Source organism: Kitasatospora sp. NPDC089797 (assembly GCF_040684795.1).
In the GTDB taxonomy this organism is placed as follows: domain Bacteria; phylum Actinomycetota; class Actinomycetes; order Streptomycetales; family Streptomycetaceae; genus Kitasatospora.
On the sequence record NZ_JBFBGS010000008.1, the window covers coordinates 104,195 to 123,550 of the forward strand.

General features: G+C 73.3%; 16 protein-coding genes and 1 tRNA gene. 15 read left to right on the top strand and 2 right to left on the bottom strand.

Annotated elements, in window-relative coordinates:
- Positions 1–276 precede the first annotated feature (276 nt).
- The 8 genes from AB0O91_RS08550 to AB0O91_RS08585 all read left to right on the top strand — a co-directional run bounded on the left by AB0O91_RS08550 (position 277) and on the right by AB0O91_RS08585 (position 8,162).
- Complete coding sequence (locus tag AB0O91_RS08550; RefSeq protein ID WP_363429314.1) at positions 277–1,443, top strand: LLM class flavin-dependent oxidoreductase; 1,167 nt, start codon at positions 277–279, stop codon at positions 1,441–1,443.
- Positions 1,440–1,937, top strand: coding sequence for a GNAT family N-acetyltransferase (locus tag AB0O91_RS08555; RefSeq protein WP_363429316.1), 498 nt, complete (start codon positions 1,440–1,442; stop codon positions 1,935–1,937). Before AB0O91_RS08550 ends, AB0O91_RS08555 begins: the two co-directional genes overlap by 4 nt.
- Positions 1,938–1,947: 10 nt before the next feature.
- Positions 1,948–2,895, top strand: coding sequence for an ABC transporter substrate-binding protein (locus AB0O91_RS08560; protein ID WP_363429318.1), 948 nt, complete (start codon positions 1,948–1,950; stop codon positions 2,893–2,895).
- A gap of 26 nt (positions 2,896–2,921) precedes the next feature.
- Positions 2,922–3,956 carry an amino acid ABC transporter permease gene (locus tag AB0O91_RS08565; protein ID WP_363429320.1) on the top strand — a complete coding sequence of 345 codons (1,035 nt, stop codon included), beginning with the start codon at positions 2,922–2,924 and terminating at the stop codon, positions 3,954–3,956.
- 23 nt (positions 3,957–3,979) lie between these two features.
- The gene (locus AB0O91_RS08570) at positions 3,980–4,732 is read left to right on the top strand and encodes an amino acid ABC transporter ATP-binding protein (protein WP_363429475.1); all 753 of its coding nucleotides are present in this window, start codon (positions 3,980–3,982) and stop codon (positions 4,730–4,732) included.
- 36 nt (positions 4,733–4,768) lie between these two features.
- Positions 4,769–5,755, top strand: a complete 987-nt coding sequence (locus AB0O91_RS08575; protein ID WP_363429322.1) for an ABC transporter substrate-binding protein — start codon at positions 4,769–4,771, stop codon at positions 5,753–5,755.
- A gap of 99 nt (positions 5,756–5,854) precedes the next feature.
- The gene (locus AB0O91_RS08580; protein ID WP_363429324.1) at positions 5,855–7,114 is read left to right on the top strand and encodes a serine/threonine-protein kinase; all 1,260 of its coding nucleotides are present in this window, start codon (positions 5,855–5,857) and stop codon (positions 7,112–7,114) included.
- A 196-nt stretch (positions 7,115–7,310) separates the two neighbouring features.
- Positions 7,311–8,162 (top strand): fumarylacetoacetate hydrolase family protein, encoded by an 852-nt coding sequence (locus AB0O91_RS08585; RefSeq protein WP_363429326.1) that lies wholly within the window; start codon positions 7,311–7,313, stop codon positions 8,160–8,162.
- 59 nt (positions 8,163–8,221) lie between these two features.
- Here AB0O91_RS08585 and AB0O91_RS08590 read toward each other — a convergent pair whose 3' ends face one another.
- Complete coding sequence (locus AB0O91_RS08590; protein WP_363429328.1) at positions 8,222–8,980, bottom strand: helix-turn-helix domain-containing protein; 759 nt, start codon at positions 8,978–8,980, stop codon at positions 8,222–8,224.
- Between the two features lie 287 nt (positions 8,981–9,267).
- Between AB0O91_RS08590 and AB0O91_RS08595 the strand changes: the two genes are divergently transcribed.
- The 3 genes from AB0O91_RS08595 to AB0O91_RS08605 all read left to right on the top strand — a co-directional run bounded on the left by AB0O91_RS08595 (position 9,268) and on the right by AB0O91_RS08605 (position 13,888).
- A complete protein-coding gene (locus tag AB0O91_RS08595; RefSeq protein WP_363429330.1) occupies positions 9,268–10,977 on the top strand; it encodes a DUF885 domain-containing protein in 1,710 nt (569 codons plus the stop codon).
- Between the two features lie 164 nt (positions 10,978–11,141).
- Positions 11,142–12,677, top strand: coding sequence for an MFS transporter (locus tag AB0O91_RS08600; RefSeq protein WP_363429332.1), 1,536 nt, complete (start codon positions 11,142–11,144; stop codon positions 12,675–12,677).
- 221 nt (positions 12,678–12,898) lie between these two features.
- Positions 12,899–13,888 (top strand): serine protease, encoded by a 990-nt coding sequence (locus AB0O91_RS08605; protein ID WP_363429334.1) that lies wholly within the window; start codon positions 12,899–12,901, stop codon positions 13,886–13,888.
- A gap of 138 nt (positions 13,889–14,026) precedes the next feature.
- On the opposite strand, the gene AB0O91_RS08610 is transcribed toward AB0O91_RS08605, so the two are convergent.
- Positions 14,027–14,098 (bottom strand) — tRNA-Arg (locus AB0O91_RS08610).
- Positions 14,099–14,276: 178 nt separating this feature from the next.
- Between AB0O91_RS08610 and AB0O91_RS08615 the strand changes: the two genes are divergently transcribed.
- The 4 genes from AB0O91_RS08615 (at position 14,277) to AB0O91_RS08630 (ending at position 19,349) form a co-directional block, all read left to right on the top strand.
- Positions 14,277–14,696, top strand: a complete 420-nt coding sequence (locus AB0O91_RS08615) for a response regulator (RefSeq protein ID WP_363429477.1) — start codon at positions 14,277–14,279, stop codon at positions 14,694–14,696.
- Positions 14,697–14,780: 84 nt separating this feature from the next.
- On the top strand, positions 14,781–16,436 hold the full coding sequence (gene argS / locus AB0O91_RS08620) for an arginine--tRNA ligase (protein WP_363429336.1): 1,656 nt from the start codon (positions 14,781–14,783) through the stop codon (positions 16,434–16,436).
- 91 nt (positions 16,437–16,527) lie between these two features.
- Entirely contained in the window at positions 16,528–17,919 is a 1,392-nt protein-coding gene (gene lysA, locus AB0O91_RS08625) for a diaminopimelate decarboxylase (RefSeq protein WP_363429338.1), read from the top strand.
- Between the two features lie 137 nt (positions 17,920–18,056).
- On the top strand, positions 18,057–19,349 hold the full coding sequence (locus AB0O91_RS08630) for a homoserine dehydrogenase (RefSeq protein ID WP_363429340.1): 1,293 nt from the start codon (positions 18,057–18,059) through the stop codon (positions 19,347–19,349).
- The last annotated feature ends 7 nt before the right edge of the window (positions 19,350–19,356 follow it).

Consider the following 19,356-nt stretch of genomic DNA (forward strand, 5'->3'; position numbering starts at 1 on the left):
CGCCCGTCCGGCCTGATCCTCCTCGGGGAGTCCCCTCCCTCGGTGTGCCCCGTCGCGGGCCGGGAGAACGACGTCCGTCCGCCTCGCTGACGGATCGTCGGTCGCGCGCTGCCGCCCCGCTCGTCACCACCCTCGCACTGCGCTCCGGCCGTTCCCCTTCGCCGTCACTCCAGCCCGCCGTCACCCGCCCCCTCGTGCTCGACGGCCGCCCCGCCGCGGCCGCCTCCGGCCTGCCCACCCGCAGCCGCCGGCCCAGCCCACCCGAAAGGTTCCGCCATGCCCGTCGAATTCCTCGGCATCGCCGCCACCGGCGACGGTTCGGAGACCAACCCGCGCACCACCGCCTCCTTCGACCGCGACTACACCCTGCGGCTGGCCCGGGCGCACGAGGACCACGGCTGGGACCGGGTGCTCTTCGCGTACGGCTCCGGAGCCCCGGAGCCCGCGGCCGCGGCGGCCTTCCTCGCCTCGCACCTCGACCGGCTCCAGATCCTGCTCGCCCACCGGCCGAACGTGTCCTACCCGACCTTCGCCGCCAAGACCTTCGCCACCCTGGACCGGATCAGCGACGGCCGGCTGACCGTCCACTTCATCACCGGTGGCACCGACCACGAGCAGCAGCGCGAGGGCGACTTCCTCACCAAGGACCAGCGCTACGCACGCACCCGCGAGTACATCGGCATCGTGAAGAAGGCCTGGACCAGCCGGGAGCCGTTCGACCACGAGGGCCCGCACTACCGCTTCCACGACTTCGTCTCCGACGTCTTCCCCGTCCAGCAGCCGCGCCCGGCGGTCTCCTTCGGCGGCTCCTCGGACGCCGCCTACGCGGCCGGCGGCGCCGAGGCCGACATCTACTGCCTGTGGGGCGAGCCGCTGGCCCGCACCGCCGAGCAGATCGAGCGGGTGAAGGAGGCAGCCCAGGCTGCCGGGCGCAGCGACCTGCCGCGGATCCAGGTGGCGTTCCGGCCGATCATCGCCCCGACCGAGGAGCTGGCCTGGGAGAAGGCGCACCGCACGGTGGCCGCCATCCGGGCCCGCCGGGAGAACGGCGAGCTCGCGCCCCGCCGCCGGCCGGCGGCCGCGACACCTGAGAACACCGGCTCCCAGCGGCTGATCGAGATCGCCGAGGCCGGCGAGCGCTACGACCGCGCGCTGTGGACGCCGACCGCCGCGGCCACCGGGGGCGCGGGCAACTCCAACGCGCTGGTCGGCACCCCGGAGACGGTCGCCCAGGCGCTGCTGGACTACTACGACCTCGGCGTGGACATCCTGTCCGCCCGCGGCTACGACCTGCTGGACGACGCGATCGACTTCGGCCGGTACGTCATCCCGATCGTCCGCGAGGAGGTCGCCAAGCGGGACGCCGCCAGGGCCGCCGAGGCGGCCGCCGCGGCCGAGCGCGCCGAGCGGGACCGGCACCAGCTGATCGCGGTGCAGGCGTGAGCGACCCGCACCAGCAGGAGTTCCGCCGGGTCGCCCTGGCGGACCCGCTGGTCGAACCGCTGCTGCGGGAGCTCACCCACGAGTACGTCACCCGCTACGGCCCCACGGCCCGCGAGGAGATGACCCGCTACCCGGTCGACGCCTTCGCCGAGCCGCACGGCGTGCTGCTGCTCCTGCTGGAGGACGGCGAGCCGGTGGCCGGCGGCGCCTACAAGCGGTACGACGGGCACACCGCCGAGGTGAAGCGGATGTGGACCCACTCCGCGCACCGCCGCCGGGGCCTGGCCCGCCGGGTGCTGGCCGAACTGGAGCGGACCGCCGCGGCCGCCGGCTACCGCCGGATCTTCCTCACCACCGGCCCGCGCCAGCCCGAGGCCAAGGGCCTCTACCTGGCGGCCGGCTACACCCCGCTGTTCGACGTCACCGCCGATCCCCTGACCATCGGCCCGCTCCCGTTCGAGAAGCCGCTGCCGGCTCTGCTCCCGACCCGCTGAAAGGCCCCCCGTGAGAACCACCACCGTCCGCCGCCGCCTGCTCGCGACCACCGCCCTGCTGCCGGTCCTGGCACTGGCCGCCTGCGGCTCCGACCCGGAGATCGTGGGTCCGGCGGGGGCGGACGGACCGGCCGCCACCGCCACCGAGGACGTCGTCTCCGGCGTGGCCAGGTCGGACACCGCCGCCGCGCTGCTGCCCGCGGAGGTGCGCGCGTCCGGCACGCTGACCTTCGGATCGTCCTTCGGTGCCCCGCCCAGCGCCTTCTACGCCGACCAGGCCACCAAGAAGCCGGTCGGCGTCGACGTGGACTTCACCGACGCGGTCGCCAAGGTGCTCGGCCTGACCGTGCGGCGCCAGGAGGCCGCCTTCGAGACCATCCTGCCCGCCCTGGACAGCGGCAAGTTCGACGTCGGCACCGGCAACTTCGGGGTCACCACCGCCCGGCTGAGGACCATCGACTTCGTCACCTACATCGACGACGGCCAGGGCTTCGCGGTGAAGAAGGACAACACCGCCGTCCAGCCGGTCACCGACCTGGTCCAGCTCTGCGGGCTGACCATCGGCACCGGCGCCGGCACCACCTTCGAGACCACGCTCAACGCGAAGAGGAGCGTCTGCACCGACGCCGGGAGGAAGCCGTTCGAGGTCAAGGCGTTCAGTGAGGGCGGGGCCCTGCTGACCGGCCTCCAGCAGGGCCGGGTTGACGTCGAGATGTCGACCATCAACGGCCTGCGCCACCAGGCCTCCCAGGAGGCCGCCGGAGTGCGCTTCCTCAACGAGTTCCACCGGCTGGACGTCGGCTTCGCCTTCAAGAAGGGCTCCCCGCTCACCCCGGCCTTCCAGGCGGCGGTCAACCAGCTGATCAAGGACGGGACGTACCAGCGGATCCTCCGGAAGTGGGGGCTCACCGACTCGGCGATCAAGGAATCGCAGATCAGCCCGCCCGAACACCCCTGACCGCAGGGCCTGTCCAAGGAGTCCCGATGACCACCAGCACCCCGGACGTACCCGCCCCGCCGAGACCCGCAGCCGCCCCGGACCCCGCGCCCGCCCGGGGCTCCGGACCCGTCCCGGACCCCGGACCCGACACCGGCCCCGGCCTCGACGCCGCCGAGCTGGACGCCCTGCGGACCGTCCCCGCCCGGCACCCGTGGCGCTGGGCGGCCGGGCTCGCCGCCCTCGTCGTCCTGGTCCAGTTCCTGCACGGCCTGGCCACCAACCCCGCCTGGGACTGGCCCACCTTCCGGCTCTACTTCACCGCCGACACCATCCTCCAGGCGATCGGCCGCACCCTCGAACTCACCGCCTACGGAACGGTGCTGGGCTTCGCGCTCGGCGCCGTGGTGGCCGCGATGCGGCTGTCCCGCAGCGCGATCCTGCGGACCATCGCCTGGGCGTACGTCTGGGTGTTCCGCTCGATCCCGCTGATCGTCCAGCTGGTGTTCTGGTTCAACCTCTCCTACCTCTACAAGCGGTTCGGCTTCGGCATCCCGTTCGGCCCGACCTTCGGCGAGTTCGAGACGGTCGGCGTGCTCGGCGCGCTGGGCGCCGCCGTGCTCGGACTCGGGCTGCACCAGGCCGCGTTCGCCGCCGAGATCATCCGCGGCGGCGTCCTCTCGGTGGAGGCCGGCCAGCGCGAGGCCGCCGCCGCGCTCGGCATCCCGCGCCGGCGGCAGGCCTGGCGGATCGTGCTGCCCCAGGCCATGCGGGGCATCCTGCCGGCCGCCGCCAACGAGGTGGTCTCGCTGCTCAAGGGCACCTCGGTGGTCTACGTGATGGCCATCGGCGAGCTGTTCTACCAGGCCCAGGTGATCTACGGCCGGACCGGCCGGGTGGTGCCGCTGCTGATGGTCGCCACGGTCTGGTACGTGGTGCTCACCACGGTGCTGTCGATCGGCCAGTACTACGTCGAGCGCTACTTCGCCCGGGGCGCCCGGCGCACCCCGCCGCCCACCCCGCTGCAGCGCCTGCGGGCGTTCGCACGGACCCGCACCAGCACCTCCGGAGGAACCCCGTGACGACCCCGACCAAGGCCGCCCCGATGGTGCAGGTCCGCGGCCTGCACAAGAGCTTCGGCCGCCTGGAGGTGCTGCGCGGGGTCGACCTGGACGTCCCGGCCGGCTCGGTCACCGTGGTGCTCGGCCCGTCCGGCTCCGGGAAGTCCACCCTGCTGCGGGCGATCAACCACCTGGAGAAGCTCGACCGCGGCTACGTCGCCATCGACGGCGAGCTGATCGGCTACCGGCGCTCCGGCGACCGGCTGCACGAGCTCAAGGAGCGCGAGGTGCTGCGCCAGCGCACCGGCATCGGCTTCGTGTTCCAGAACTTCAACCTCTTCCCGCACCTGACCGTGCTGGAGAACCTGGTCGAGGCGCCGATCGCCGCGCTCGGCCGCTCCCGGGCCGTGGCGCGGGCGGGGGCGCTGGCCCTGCTGGAGCGGGTCGGGCTGGCCGACAAGGCCGCCGCCTACCCCCGGCAGCTGTCCGGCGGCCAGCAGCAGCGGGTGGCGATCGCCCGGGCGCTGGCGCTGGAGCCCAAGGTGCTGCTGTTCGACGAGCCGACCTCGGCGCTCGACCCCGAGCTGGTCGGCGAGGTGCTGGACGTCATCAAGGACCTCGCCCGCAGCGGCACCACGATGATCGTGGTCACCCATGAGATCGGCTTCGCCCGCGAGGTCGCCGACACCGTGGTCTTCATGGACGGCGGCGTGGTGGTCGAACAGGGCCCGCCCGCGGAGGTCCTGGACCGCCCGCAGCACGAGCGCACCCGGGCCTTCCTGGCCAAGGTCCTCTGACCCACCCCGTCCCCTTCACCGAGCAGGAGTTCCACCATGTCCCTACCCCGTCGCGCCCTGCTGGCCGCCGCACCGCTCGCCGCCGCCCTCCTGCTGACCGGCTGCGGCAGCGGCGCCACCGGCGCCTCGGCGGACCTCGCCGCGGCCAAGGGCAGCACCGCGCCGAACGGCGCGGTGGTGAACCTCTCGCCGCAGCAGAACCGGGTGACCACGCCCAAGGTCGACGCGATCGCGGCACTGGTGCCGGAGGAGATCAGGAGAAGAGGCACCCTGAAGGTCGTCGACTCGATCGGCACCACCCCGCCGCTGGACTTCTACGCCGACGACGACCGGACCATCATCGGCGTCGAGCCGGACATCGCCTCGCTGATCGGCGACGTGCTCGGCCTCAAGGTCGAGTTCAACCCGGTCTCCTGGGAGAACATCTTCGTCGGCCTGGACAGCGGCAAGTACGACGCGGGCCTGTCCAACATCACCGTCACCGAGGAGCGCAAGGAGAAGTACGACTTCGCCACCTACCGGCTGGACGTCCTCGGCTTCGAGGCGAAGAAGGGCAGCGGGCTCAAGGTCACCGGCGCCAAGGACCTGGCCGGCCGGTCGGTCGGCGTGGCCACCGGCACCAACCAGGAGAAGCTGCTGATCTCCTGGAGCGAGGAGAACGTCCGCAACGGCCTCAAGCCGATCGACATCAAGTACTTCGCCGGCACCGAGTACTACCTGGCGCTCTCCTCCGGCCGGATCGACGTCTACACCGGCCCCAACCCCAGCCTGGCCTTCCACGCCGTGCAGACCGGCCAGACCGAGGTCGTCGGCACCTACTCGGGCGGCGGCGCGGACGTCCTGGGCAAGATCGCGGCCACCACCCGCAAGGACAACGGCCTGGTCAAGGCGCTCAACGGCGCGCTCGACGAGGTGATCGGGAACGGCACGTACGGGCAGGTGCTCAAGCGCTGGGGCCTGGAGAACGAGGCGGTCCGGACCTCCGAGATCAACCCCGTCGGCCTGCCCAAGCCCAAGCCCTGATCCCGGCCCCGGCCCGTTCACCCGTTCGTCCCCGACCGCCGCTATGGTGACCCCGCCGACGGCGAACGCCGCACGGGCGCGGGCCTGTTGGGGGAGTGCATGCACAAGGGCGAGGTGCTCGGCGGCCGGTTCCGGCTGGACCAGTGGCTGGGCAGGGGCGGCTTCGGCGTGGTCTGGCGGGCGACCGACACCGTGCTGGACCGGTCCGTCGCGGTCAAACTGCTGCTGGCCGAGCACGCGGCGGACCAGGAGGCCGTCGGCCGGTTCGTCCGGGAGGCCAAACTGGCCGGCAGCCTCTCCAACCCGCACATCGTCACCGTGCACGACTACGGCCGGGTCACCGATGTCACCGGGGAGGTCCACTACCTGGTGATGGAGCTGATCCGCGGCCGCTCGCTGGCCGCGGTCCTCAAGGAGGGCCTGCCGGACCACGGCCGCGCGCTGGCCTGGATGGCGCAGGTCGGCGAGGCGCTCGCGGACGCCCACCGCAACGAGGTGGTCCACCGGGACATCAAGCCCGAGAACGTGATGATCACCGACAGCGGGGACCACGCCAAGGTGCTGGACTTCGGCATCGCCCGGCTGCTCACCCAGGCCACCGGGCTCACCTCCACCGGCAGCGTGGTCGGCACCGTCCCCTACCTGGCGCCCGAGTGCTGGTCCGGCGGCACCGTGGACGGCCGGGCCGACCTCTACGCCTTCGGCGTGATGCTCTACGAGGTCAGCACCGGCCGGCGGCCGTTCCGCGCCGACTCCCCGTACGAGTACATGCGCAAGCACATGGACGAGATCCCGCCCCGGGTGCGCGGCAAGGACCCGGCCCTGGCCGACCTGGTCGCCCAACTGCTCGCCAAGCGGCCGGCCGACCGGCCCGCCGGCGCCGCCGAGGTGCTGGACCGGCTGCGCGCGATCCGGCCCGGGATGCTGCGGCCGGACGACCCCAGCCCGGAGCAGCTGCGCCGCCGGGCCGACCTGGCCTGGCGGCACGGCACCGAGGGCCGGGCCGGGGACGCGGTGGAGCTGCTGGTGCAGCTGGTCCCCGACTTCGCCCGGATCTGCGGCCCGGCCGACCCGCGGACCCTGCGCACCTGCCACGACCTGGCCCTCTGGCTGGCCCGGGACGGCAGCCCGGGCGCCGCCGCCGACCTCCTGGAGGCGCTCGTGGCGGAGCCCGGCACCGCCCCGGAGGCCCGGGCCGACCTGCGTCGCGACCTCGCCCACTGGCAGCGCGAGGCGGCCCGGCTCGGTCCGGGTCGGGCCCGGCCGCTGAGCCTGCGGGTGCTGCTCGGCACCGGTGACCGGACCGGCGGCACCGGCCGCGGCGACGGCGGTGGCCGCGGCGGCGCGCAGCGCGGCTGAGGCGCCGGGCCCGCCGCCCTGTCAACCGTACGAGCCACCGATTCGGGCCCCCTCGCGCTGGTGCGATCTGATCGGAATCCGCCCATCGGGACGGTCTGGTCGGCGGGCCCGGGCCGTTGATATACCTCGTTGCCAGACTCGGGAGCGGTGTCCGCGCCGCCCCGGTGAGCTGCGACGAAAGGCTGGTGACGGATCGATGAAGCTCCTCCGCGTCGGACCCCCGGGCGCCGAGCGCCCGGTCGTACTGGGTGAGGACGGCACCGCGTACGACCTCTCCGGGCGGGCCCGTGACCTCGACGGGGCCTTCCTGGCCGGACTGGACACCGCCGCGTTGGCCCGGGAGGTGGCCGCCGGCTCGCTGCCGGTGGTGGACCTGGCCGGCCTGCGGGTGGGCGCGCCGGTGGCCCGGCCGGGCAAGGTGGTCGGCATCGGGCTCAACTACCGCGACCACGCGGCCGAGGCCGGGGCCGCGATCCCGGACGAGCCGGTGATCTTCCTCAAGCCGAGCTCCACGGTGGTCGGCCCGTACGACGAGGTGCTGGTGCCGCGCGACGGCGAGAAGACCGACTACGAGGCCGAGTTGGCGATCGTGATCGGCCGCACCGCCCGCTATCTGGACTCACCCGCCGAGGCCGCCGGGGTGATCGCCGGGTACACGATCGCCAACGACGTCACCGAGCGGGCCTTCCAGTTCGAGCGCGGCGGCCAGTGGGACAAGGGCAAGTCGGCGGAGACCTTCACCCCGCTCGGGCCCTGGCTGGTCACCGCCGACGAGGTGGCCGACCCGCAGGCCCTGGCACTGCGGCTCTGGGTCAACGGCGAGCAGCGGCAGCACGGCAACACCGCGGAGATGATCTTCCCGGTGCTCGAACTGGTCCGCTACGCGAGCCGGTTCATGGTGCTGGAGCCCGGCGACGTGGTCATCACCGGCACCCCGGCCGGGGTCACCCTGGGCCGTCCGGGCACGCCGTTCCTGGCCCCCGGTGACGTGGTCGAGATCGAGATCGACGGCCTGGGCCGGCAGCGCCAGGTGCTCGGCAAGGCCTGATCACCGCGCCGCCCCGACCCTTGGCACGGGGGTCGGGAGGCCACCCCGACCGGCCGCCGCTACCGGCCGCCGCCCAGCACCGCGCGCAGCCGCTCGGCCCGTTCCGCCCGCGGACCCTCCAGCGCGAGCAGCCCCGCCAGCACCTCCGCCGTCTGCGGATCGTGCAGCGCCGTCGCCGCCGCCATCGCCGTGAACTGGTCCACCAGCCAGTCCCGCAGCCCGTCCACCGGCAGCGCGCGCCCCTCGTCCAGCCAGCTCAGCGAGGCCCCCTCGACCACCGCGATCCACGAGCGCACCAGCAGCGTCAGCCGCGGTCCGGCCTCCCGCACGCCCAGGTGCCGCAGGGTCCGCCGGAGCGCCGCCCGCCGGACGTCGTCCACGATCGCCGAGGTGCGGGCCGTCTCCACCACCGAACCGCCGCGCAGCAGCGCCGAGTAACCCGCGTCGTGTTCGGCGACGAAGGCGAAGTAGCCGTCCAGCGCGGCCCCCAGCTGCTCGGACGGCGTCCCGGTCGGCGGGACGGCGAACCGGGCGGTCAGCTCGTCCGCCGCGGTGCGCAGCGCGGCCTCGTACAACTGCTGCTTGCCGCCCGCGAAGTAGCGGTAGACCAGCGGCCGGGAGGCGCCGGCCGCCTCGGCGACGTCGTCCAGGCTGACCTCCTCGGGCGGCCGGGCGGCGAACAGCTCCAGCGCGACCGCGATCAGCTGCTCACGCCGCTGTTCGACCGGCAGCCGCCGGTACCCGGAGCGGCGCGGTCGCGGTGCGGGGACGGCGGGCGTGCGGACCGGGTCGGTTGCCGTGGTGGGGCGGGCTTCCATGCCGGTCAGCGTAATGGGCGTCGGGCCGATCGGGACCTGTCGCGCGCCGGATCCCCCCGAACAGGCGTTTGCCCCGCTCCCCGCGCGCCGCTCCGCGCGCACCCCGCTCCCCGCGCGCCCCGCCCGGTGCGCCGCCGCCCGGGTGCCGGCCCGGCGTCGGGGCCGTCAACGGCCGGGCGTCGGGCCGGCGTCGGGGCCGTCAACGGCCGGGCGTCGGGCCGGCGTCGGGGCCGTCAACGGCCGGTGACGGGGCTTGCATTCGGCCCCGGCAACGCGATGATGTGCCAATGGTTGAAGAACTGATCAATTCCGGCGGCGACCACACCCCCCGCCGCATCGCTGACGGTTACGTCCGGTCCCTGGCCGACCTCGACCCGCTGACCGCGGTCTACCTCGGCCTCAACCCCGAGGACGACCGGCTGCCCGACCTCTCCCCGGCCGGTGACCGGGCCGTCGCCGACCTCGCCCGCCGCACCCTGGAGCAGCTGGACGAGGCCGAGCGGGCCGGCCTCGCCGACGAGGAGGCCGAGCGCCGCTGCGCGCGGCTGCTGCGCGAGCGGCTGACCGCCGAACTCGCCGTCCACGACGCGGGGGAGGGCTACCGCGCGGTGCGCAACCTGGGCTCCCCGGTGCACAACGTCCGGGAGGCCTTCACCCTGCTGCCCGCCGACACCGAGGACGACTGGCGGCGGATCGGCCGCCGGCTGGCCCGGATCCCGCTGGCGCTGGAGCAGTACCGGCGGACGCTGACCGAGGGCATCGAGCGCGGCCTGCTGTCCGGCCCGCGCCAGGTGGAGACGGTGGTCGGCCAGTACGGCGAGTGGCTGGCGGGGGAGACCCCCGGCGGCTGGTTCGGCGAGTTCGTCCAGGCCGCGCCGGAGGCCGTGCGCGCCGAGCTGTCCGCGCACGCGGTGGCCGCGGCCGAGGCGCTGGCCGCCCTGCGCGACTGGCTGCGGGACGTGTACGGCCCGGCCGCGGCCGACACCCCGGACCAGGTCGGCCGGGAGCGCTACGGCCGCTGGGTGCGCTACTGGACCGGCGCCGAGCTGGACCTGGACGAGGCCTACGCCTGGGCCTGGAGCGAGTTCCACGACCTGTACGCGCAGATGACCGCCGAGGCCGGGAAGGTCCGTCCGGGCGCCGACCCGATGGCGGCGATGAAGTGGCTGGAGGAGGCGGGCCCGGGGATCGAGGGCGCCGAGCAGGCCCGGGAGTTCCTCCAGGGCCTGATGGACCAGGCGGTCCGGGACCTCCAGGGCACCCACTTCGACCTGGCCGAGCCGGTCACCCGGGTCGAGTCCCGGATCGCCCCGGCGGGCAGCGCCGCGGCGCCGTACTACACCGCGCCCTCGCTGGACTTCAGCCGCCCCGGCCGGACCTGGCTGCCGCTGCTGGGCCGGGAGCGCTTCCCGGTCTGGGACCTGGTCTCCACCTGGTACCACGAGGGCGTCCCCGGCCACCACCTGCAGCTCGCGCAGTGGAACTACGTGGCCGACCGGCTCTCCACCTACCAGGTGAGCCTCGGCGGGGTGAGCGCCAACCTGGAGGGCTGGGCGCTGTACGCCGAGCGCCTGATGGACGAGCTCGGCTACCTCACCGACCCGGGCCACCGGCTGGGCTTCCTCAACGCCCAGATGATGCGGGCGCTGCGGGTCATCGTCGACATCGGCATGCACGCCGGCCTGGACTTCCCGGCGGACTCCCCGTTCCGGCCGGGCGAGCCGGTGAGCCCGGAGCTCGGCCGGGAGTTCTTCGGCCGCTACTGCGGGCTGTCCGCCGACTTCCTGGACAGCGAGCTGGTGCGCTACCTGGGCATGCCCGGCCAGGCGATCGGCTACAAGCTGGGCGAGCGCGCGTGGCTGCGCGGCCGGGCGGCGGCGCGGGCGGCGCACGAGGCGCGCGGCGAGGAGTTCGACCTCAAGGCCTGGCACATGGCGGCGCTCTCGCAGGGCTCGCTCGGCCTGGACGACCTGGTCGCGGAACTGTCGGTGCTCTGAGCCCGGCGGCCCGGGCCGTGGGACCCCTCCGGGAGTCCCGCAGCCCGGGATCATGTCCGTTATGAGACGATTTGGCAAGGTTTTTCCTTGCCTTTCGTCCGGGCCGGGTCTTGGCTGGAAGGCGACTGCGTGACCTCTCCGTCTCCCCCCGGAAGGCTCGACCAGTGTCTTCGCACACCGCAACCGCCATCGGCCATGAGGGCGCGGGCCGGCGCCGCTGGTGGGCGCTGGCGATCATCGCCGTCGCCCAGCTCATGATCGTCCTCGACACCACCATCGTGAACATCGCGCTGCCGTCCGCCCAGCGGGACCTGGGCATCTCCGACGCCGACCGGCAGTGGGTGATCACCGCCTACACCCTCGCCTTCGGCGGGCTGCTGCTGCTCGGCGGCCGGGTCGGCGACCTCTTCGGCCGCAAGCGGGTGTTCACCGTCGGCCTGCTCGGCTTCGCCCTCGCCTCCGCCCTCGGCGGCGCGGCCACCAGCCCGGCCATGCTCTTCGGCGCCCGCGCCCTCCAGGGCGGGTTCGGCGCCCTGCTCGCCCCCTCCGCGCTGGGGCTGCTCTCCACCACCTTCTCCGACCCGAAGGAACGCAGCACCGCCTTCGGCATCTTCGGGGCGATCGCCGGCGGGGGCGCCGCCATCGGCTTCATCGCCGGCGGCCTGCTCACCGAGTACCTGGACTGGCGCTGGTGCCTGTTCGTGAACACCCCGATCGCCGCGGTCACCGCCTTCGCGGCGTTCCGGGTGCTCAACCGCGACCACATCGCCAAGGGGCGCCGGATCAAGCTCGACCTGCCCGGGGCGCTGCTCGGCTGCGGCGGCCTGCTGGCGATCGTCTTCGGCACCTCCGAGGCCGTCACCCGGGGCTGGAGCGACGGCCTGGTGATCGGCTCGCTGCTGCTGGGCGCGGCGCTGCTCGCGGTGTTCGTCCTGGCCGAGAGGCGCTCCGCGCACCCGCTGCTGCCGATCCACATCGTGGCCGAGCGCAACCGGGGCGGCGGCGCGCTGGCCGTCGGCCTGGCCATGGTCGGCATGTTCGGCCTGTTCCTGTTCCTGACCTACTACCTCCAGGCGATCAAGCACTTCTCGCCGGTGGTCTCCGGCATCTCCTTCCTGCCGATGACGGCCGCCATCGTGCTGAGCTCGACCGGTGTCGCGGCCCGGCTGATGACCAGGGTGCCGTCCCGGAACCTGATCACCCCGGGGCTGCTGCTGGCCGCGGCCGGCATGGCGTGGCTGACCCGGATGAAGGTGGACAGCCCGTGGGCCGGCCAGGTGCTGCCCTCCGTGCTGCTGATCGGCTTCGGCATGGGCCTGGTGTTCATGCCGGCGATGAGCCTGGCCACCCTCGGGGTCGCCCCGAACGAGGCCGGCGCGGCCTCGGCCACCATCAACTCGGCCCAGCAGGTGGGCGGTTCGCTCGGCACCGCGCTGCTGAACACGATCGCCGCGAGCGCCACCGCGACCTGGCTGTCCACCCGGGTCGCGAGCGATCCGCTGGTCCGGGCGCAGGGCGCCGTGCACGGCTACGCGGTCGCGACCTGGGTCGCGACGGGCGTGCTGCTGGCGGCCGCGCTGGTCGCCTTCCTGATGATCGACCACCGTCCGGCGCCGGTCGCCCCGACCGCCGTCCCGGTCGGCCCGGCGGCGGAGGCGTCCGCCCCGGCCGCCGTCGACGCCCGGCCGCGCTCCGACTGAAGGCCTCCGGCGAGGTCCCGCGGTCAACCCCCGTCGCCTGCCCGGTTCCCGGCCACTGCCCGGGAACCGGGCGGGCGCCGCCGTGTCCCGGTTTTGGATACGCTCCTGAGCCGGTGAGCGATTCTCATCGAGCTCCAAGCCTGCGGTAACGAGCCTTCCAGGCTGACGCGCCATAGTCATGGACCGTACGAGGCGCTACCGACCAGGCAGGGGAGTCAGGAATGGGTCAGCACCGCCGCGCGAGGTCACGCCGCCACCGCCTGTTGGCCCCCTCGCTGTTCACCGCGCTGTCCGCGGTCGTGGTGGCCGCGGTGGTGACCGGCACGCACGGGTTCAGCCTGGCCGACGCGACGGCCGCCGGGAAGGTCGCCCGCAGCACCCGGACCGTCGCCACCGCCCCGGCGCCCTCCCCGCCCGCCGCCACGGTCTCGACGGCCCCGGTCGCGGACACCACCTCCAGCGGCAGCCCGACCCCGACCACCGCGCCGACCCCCACCGACACCCCGACGGCCACCGGCACCCCGACCACCGCCGCCACCCCCGACGTGCGCAGCGCCGTGCTCGGCACGACCGCCCCCGCTCCCGCCGACAACCGGGAAACCTCCACCGTGGGCGCCCTGTTCAGCGGTCCGGTCGGAGCGGGCAACCACTTCTGCACCGCCAGCGTGCTGCACAGCGCCACCGGCAACCTGCTGCTGACCGCCGCGCACTGCGTCAACAGCCCGGGCGGCGTGACCTTCGCCCCCGGCTACCGGGACGGCTCCGCGCCCTACGGCACCTGGCAGGTGACCGCGGTCCACACCGCGAGCGGCTGGTCCCAGAACGGCGACGTGGACGAGGACTTCGCGATCCTGGAGACCGCCCCCAACAACGGCCGCAACGTCGAGGACGTGGTCGGCGGCAACAAGCTGGGCACCGACGAGCCCTTCGGCGCCACCGTCCGCCTCTACGGCTACCCGGCCTCGGCCGAGGAGCCCAACCTCTGCACCAACACCACCGGGCAGCAGAGCGCCTACCAGCGCGTCATCCAGTGCCCGGCCTACCCGTCCGGCACCAGCGGCGGCCCGTGGATCAACACCGCGACCGGTGACGTGGTCGGCGTCATCGGCGGCTACCAGCAGGGCGGGGACAGCGACGACACCTCGTACAGCGCCTACTTCGACCACACCATCGCCACCCTGTACACCCAGGTCGAGGGCAGCGCCCCCTGACCCGACGGGTCCCGACCTCGCCCCCACGGGGCCGGGGCCCGTCGGAACGCCCGGGGCAACCGGGCCCCGGACATGACGAAGGCCCAGATCCGTGGATCAACTCCACTGATCTGGGCCTGAGTCGCACTTCCTGCGAAGTGCCCCCGGTAGGATTCGAACCTACGCACCCGCCTCCGGAGGGCGGTGCTCTATCCCCTGAGCTACGGGGGCCGATTGGCCTGTCGGCCACTTGCGCGTTCCGACGTGATGAACACTACCAGGCTTCGAGCGCGGTCCGTGCACGGGTTTCCGGGAGGCGGCCGGCGCCGCCCGGCCGCCCGGTGGGCGGAAGTGTCCAAAGGCCGGACGGGGCGGCGGGGCCGCCGATACCCTCGGTGAGGTGTCGGGAGTGTCCGGGCGGGTCCTCGTGGTGGACGACAGCGAGGTGATCCGCCAGCTGATCAGGGTCAACCTGGAGCTCGAGGGCTTCGAGGTGGTGACCGCCGCCGACGGCGCCGAGTGCCTGGAGGTGGTCCGCCGGGTGAAGCCCGACGTGGTGACGCTGGACGTGGTGATGCCACGACTGGACGGCCTGCGGACGGCGGCGCGGCTGCGCGCGACCCCGGACACCAGCGGGCTGCCGATCGCGATCGTGAGCGCCTGCACCCCGGCGGACCTCGACCTGGGGGAGGCGGTCGGGGTGGACGGCTACCTCGGCAAGCCCTTCGATCCGGCCGACCTGGTGGCCCTGGTGCGACGGCTGATGCGGGCCGGGGGAGCACCCGAAGGGTTCTGCCCTGAGCGAACAGAGCGTACGGATCGGGGCTGACACCCCCGGCGGAGCCGCGCCGGGGCGTCCCGACCGGCAAACCGGGTGGCGGGCGGGCACCCCGTCTCGCCTACGCTTGGCGTCGTGACCCCCGCAGACCTTTCCCAGGCAATCCAGGCCGCAGTGAGCTCCGCCGTCGAGGCGGGCGAGCTGGCCGTCGCCGTGCCCGAGCACGTGACGGTCGAGCGGCCCAAGAACCGGGACCACGGCGACTACGCGACGAACGTGGCCCTCCAGCTCGCCAAGGCGGCCGGCAAGCCGCCGCGAGCCGTTGCCGAGGTCCTGTCCGAGCGCCTGCGAGGGATCACCGGCGTCGCCAAGGTCGACATCGCCGGTCCGGGCTTCCTGAACATCACCCTGGACACCGCCACCGCCGGCGCGCTCGCCCGCGTCGTCGTCGAGGCGGGCGAGGCCTACGGCCGCAACGAGGCCCTCAAGGGCCTGCGGATCAACCTGGAGTTCGTCTCCGCCAACCCGACCGGCCCGATCCACATCGGCGGCGTCCGCTGGGCCGCCGTCGGCGACTCGCTGGCCCGCGTGCTGCGCGCCTCCGGCGCCGACGTCACCACCGAGTACTACCTCAACGACGCCGGCGTGCAGATCAGCAAGTTCGCCGCCTCCCTCCAGGCCGCCGCGAACGGCCGCGAGGTGCCCGAGGGCGGCTACGTCGGCGAGTACATCGTCGACATCGCCAAGGCGCTCACCGACGCCGTCCCCGGCGTGCTCGACCTGCCCGAGGCCGAGCAACTGGAGGTCTTCCGCACCGAGGGCCTCAAGCTCATGGTCGCCGAGATCAAGCGCTCGATGGACGAGTTCGGCACCCACTTCGACGTGTGGTTCTCGGAGAGGACGCTGCACGACTCGGGCGCCGTCGAGAAGGCCATCGACCGGCTGCGCGAGCAGGGCCACGTCTTCGAGCAGGACGGCGCGGTCTTCCTGCGCACCACCGACTTCGGTGACGACAAGGACCGCGTCCTGATCAAGGCCGACGGCGACAAGACCTACTTCGCCGCCGACGCCGCGTACTACCTGTCCAAGCGGGACCGCGGCGCCGAGGTCGCGCTCTACATGCTGGGCGCCGACCACCACGGCTACGTCAACCGCCTCAAGGCCATCGCGGCCTGCGCGGGCGACGACATGGACCGCAACATCGAGGTGAAGATCGGCCAGTTCGTGAAGATGCTTCGCGACGGCGAAGAGGTCCGCATGTCCAAGCGGGCCGGCAACATCATCACGATCGACGACGTGGTCGAGTGGATCGGCGTCGACGCCGCCCGCTACACCCTGGCGCGCTCCTCCACGGACTCGACGATCACGCTGGACATCAACGTCCTGACCAGCCAGACCAACGAGAACCGCGTCTTCTACGTCCAGTACGCGCACGCCCGGATGTCCTCGCTCCAGCGCAAGGCCGCCGACATGGGCATCACGCGCTCGGCGGACTTCAAACCGGAGCTGCTCGGCACCCAGTGGGAGAACGAGCTGCTCGGCCAGCTCGCCAAGTTCCCCGGTGTGCTGGCCGAGGCCGGCGAGTTCCGCCAGCCGCACCGGGTCGCCGTGTACCTGGAGGAGCTGGCCGGCGCCTACCACCGTTTCTGGGACAACTGCCAGGTCCTGCCCAAGGGCGACGACGAGGTCACGGACCTCACGCACGCCCGCCTCTGGCTGGTCGAGGCGACGCGCACGGTACTCGCCAACGGCCTCACGCTCCTGGGCGTCTCGACGCCCGAGCGGATGTAAGCACCACCCCCAAGCGCACGGCGGGGGCGGCTGACGGTCAACGGGGACCGTCGCCGCCCCTCGCCATAGGTCTCGAAGGACTGGCACAACGATGAGTCGTTCCGCACATCCCGCAGGCCCCCGCCACGGCGACGTCCTGCCCGAGGGCCACTACCAGGCCCCGCCGACCGACCTGAACGCGCTCGACCCCAAGGTCTGGTCGCGCACCGTCGTCCGCGACGCCGAGGGCGTGGCCACCGTCGGAGGGATCGACGTCAAGCAGCTGGCGGCCGAGTTCGGCACCCCGGCGTACGTGCTGGACGAGGAGGACTTCCGCTGCCGGGCCCGCGCCTGGCGGGACGCCTTCGGCACCGACGCCGACGTCTTCTACGCCGGGAAGGCGTTCCTCTCCAAGGCCATCGTGCGCTGGCTGCACGAGGAGGGCCTCAACCTCGACGTGTGCAGCGTCGGCGAGCTGGCGGTGGCGCTGGCCGCCGGAATGCCGCCGGCGCGGATCGCGCTGCACGGCAACAACAAGTCGGTGGACGAACTCGAACACGCGGTGAAGTCCGGCGTCGGACGCATCGTGGTCGACTCCTACGCGGAGATCGAGCGTCTCGCCGCGATCGCCGCCCGGCACGGCGTGCGCCAGCAGGTGCTGATCCGGATCACCGTCGGCGTCGAGGCGCACACCCACGAGTTCATCGCCACGGCACACGAGGACCAGAAGTTCGGCCTCTCGCTGAACGGCGGCTCGGCCGCCGAGGCGGTGCGCCGGGTGCTCGGCCACGCGAGCCTGGAGCTGCGCGGCATCCACTCGCACATCGGCTCGCAGATCTTCGACATGGCGGGCTTCGAGGTCGCCGCCCGCCGGGTGGTCGGCCTGCTCGCGGAGATCCGCGACGAGCACGGCGTCCAGCTGCCCGAGATCGACCTGGGCGGCGGCCTGGGCATCGCCTACACCAGCGAGGACGACCCGCGGGAGCCGGCCGAGATCGCCGCCGCGCTGGCCGACATCGTGCGCCGCGAGTGCGCCGCCGCGCGGCTCGACACCCCCCGGCTGAGCGTGGAGCCGGGCCGGGCGATCGTCGGCCCGACCGCGTTCACCCTGTACGAGGTCGGCACCGTCAAGCCGCTGGAGGGCCTGCGCACCTACGTCAGCGTGGACGGCGGGATGTCCGACAACATCCGCACCGCGCTGTACGACGCCGAGTACTCGGTGGCCCTGGTGTCGCGCACCAGCTCCGCGGAGCCGATGCTGGTGCGGGTGGTCGGCAAGCACTGCGAGTCCGGCGACATCGTCGTCCGGGACGCCTTCCTGCCGGCCGACCTCGCCCCGGGCGACCTGATCGCGGTGCCCGCGACCGGCGCCTACTGCCGCTCGATGGCGAGCAATTACAACCACGCCCTGAAGCCCCCCGTGCTCGCCGTCAGGGACGGCGCGGCCCGGGTGATCGTCCGGCGCGAGACGGAGGAGGATCTCCTGCGCCTGGATATCGGATGACGAAATTCTCGTCTCAGATCATGGAACGACCGTAGATCCGTGCGGAAAGTCCCCGAGACTGGTACGGACCGAAGTTCGCGGCGGGGCCTGAAAACCGCCGGAAATACCGAAGCACGAAGAATGCAGAGCGGAGTCGGATGATGCGTACGCGCCCGCTGAAGGTGGCGTTGCTGGGTTGTGGTGTGGTGGGCTCCGAGGTGGCGCGCATCATGACGACGACGGCCGACGACCTCGCCGCTCGCATCGGTGCCCCGGTCGAGCTCGCCGGGATCGCGGTCCGCCGGGCCGGCCGGGTGCGCCCGGGGGTGCCCGAGCACCTGATCACCACCGACGCCGAGGCCCTGGTCAACCGGGGCGACATCGACGTCGTGGTCGAGGTGGTGGGCGGGATCGAGCCCTCCAAATCGCTGCTCCTGGCGGCCTTCAAGCAGGGTGCCTCGGTGGTCAGCGCCAACAAGGCGCTGCTCGCCCAGGACGGCACCGAGCTGCACGCGGCCGCCGCCGCGGCCGGGGTGGACCTCTACTACGAGGCCGCGGTGGCGGGCGCGATCCCGCTGCTGCGCCCGCTGCGCGAGTCCCTCGCGGGGGACAAGGTCAACCGGGTGCTGGGCATCGTCAACGGCACCACCAACTTCATCCTCGACAAGATGGACACCACCGGCGCCGGCTACTCGGAGGCGCTGGAGGAGGCCACCGCGCTGGGGTACGCCGAGGCCGATCCGACGGCCGACGTGGAGGGCTTCGACGCCGCCGCCAAGGCCGCGATCCTGGCCGGCATCGCCTTCCACACCAAGGTCACCGCGGCCGACGTCTACCGCGAGGGCATCACCGAGGTGACCGCCGCCGACATCGCCTCCGCCAAGGAGATGGGCGCCGTGGTCAAGCTGCTCGCGATCTGCGAGCGGGCCGCCGACGGCGCGTCCGTCACCGCCCGGGTGCACCCGGCGATGATCCCGCTCTCGCACCCGCTGGCCTCGGTCCGCGAGGCGTACAACGCGGTGTTCGTCGAGGCCGAGGCGGCCGGCCGGCTGATGTTCTACGGCCCGGGCGCGGGCGGCTCGCCGACCGCCTCCGCGGTGCTCGGCGACCTGGTCGCGGTCTGCCGCAACAAGCTGGCCGGTGCCACCGGCCCCGGTGACTCCGTGTACACGCGGCTGCCCGCCAAGCCGATGGACCAGGTGGTCACCCGCTACCACGTCAGCCTGGACGTGGACGACCGGGCGGGTGTGCTCGCCCAGGTCGCGTCCGTCTTCGCCGAGCACGGCGTCTCCATCGACACCGTGCGCCAGCAGGGCCGCGACGGCGACGCCTCGCTCGTCGTGGTCACCCACCGTGCCACCGACGCCGCACTGTCGGCGACGGTCGACAAGCTCCGCGCGCTGGACAGCGTGCGGGACGTGGCCAGCATCATGCGGGTCGAAGGGGAATAAGGAAACC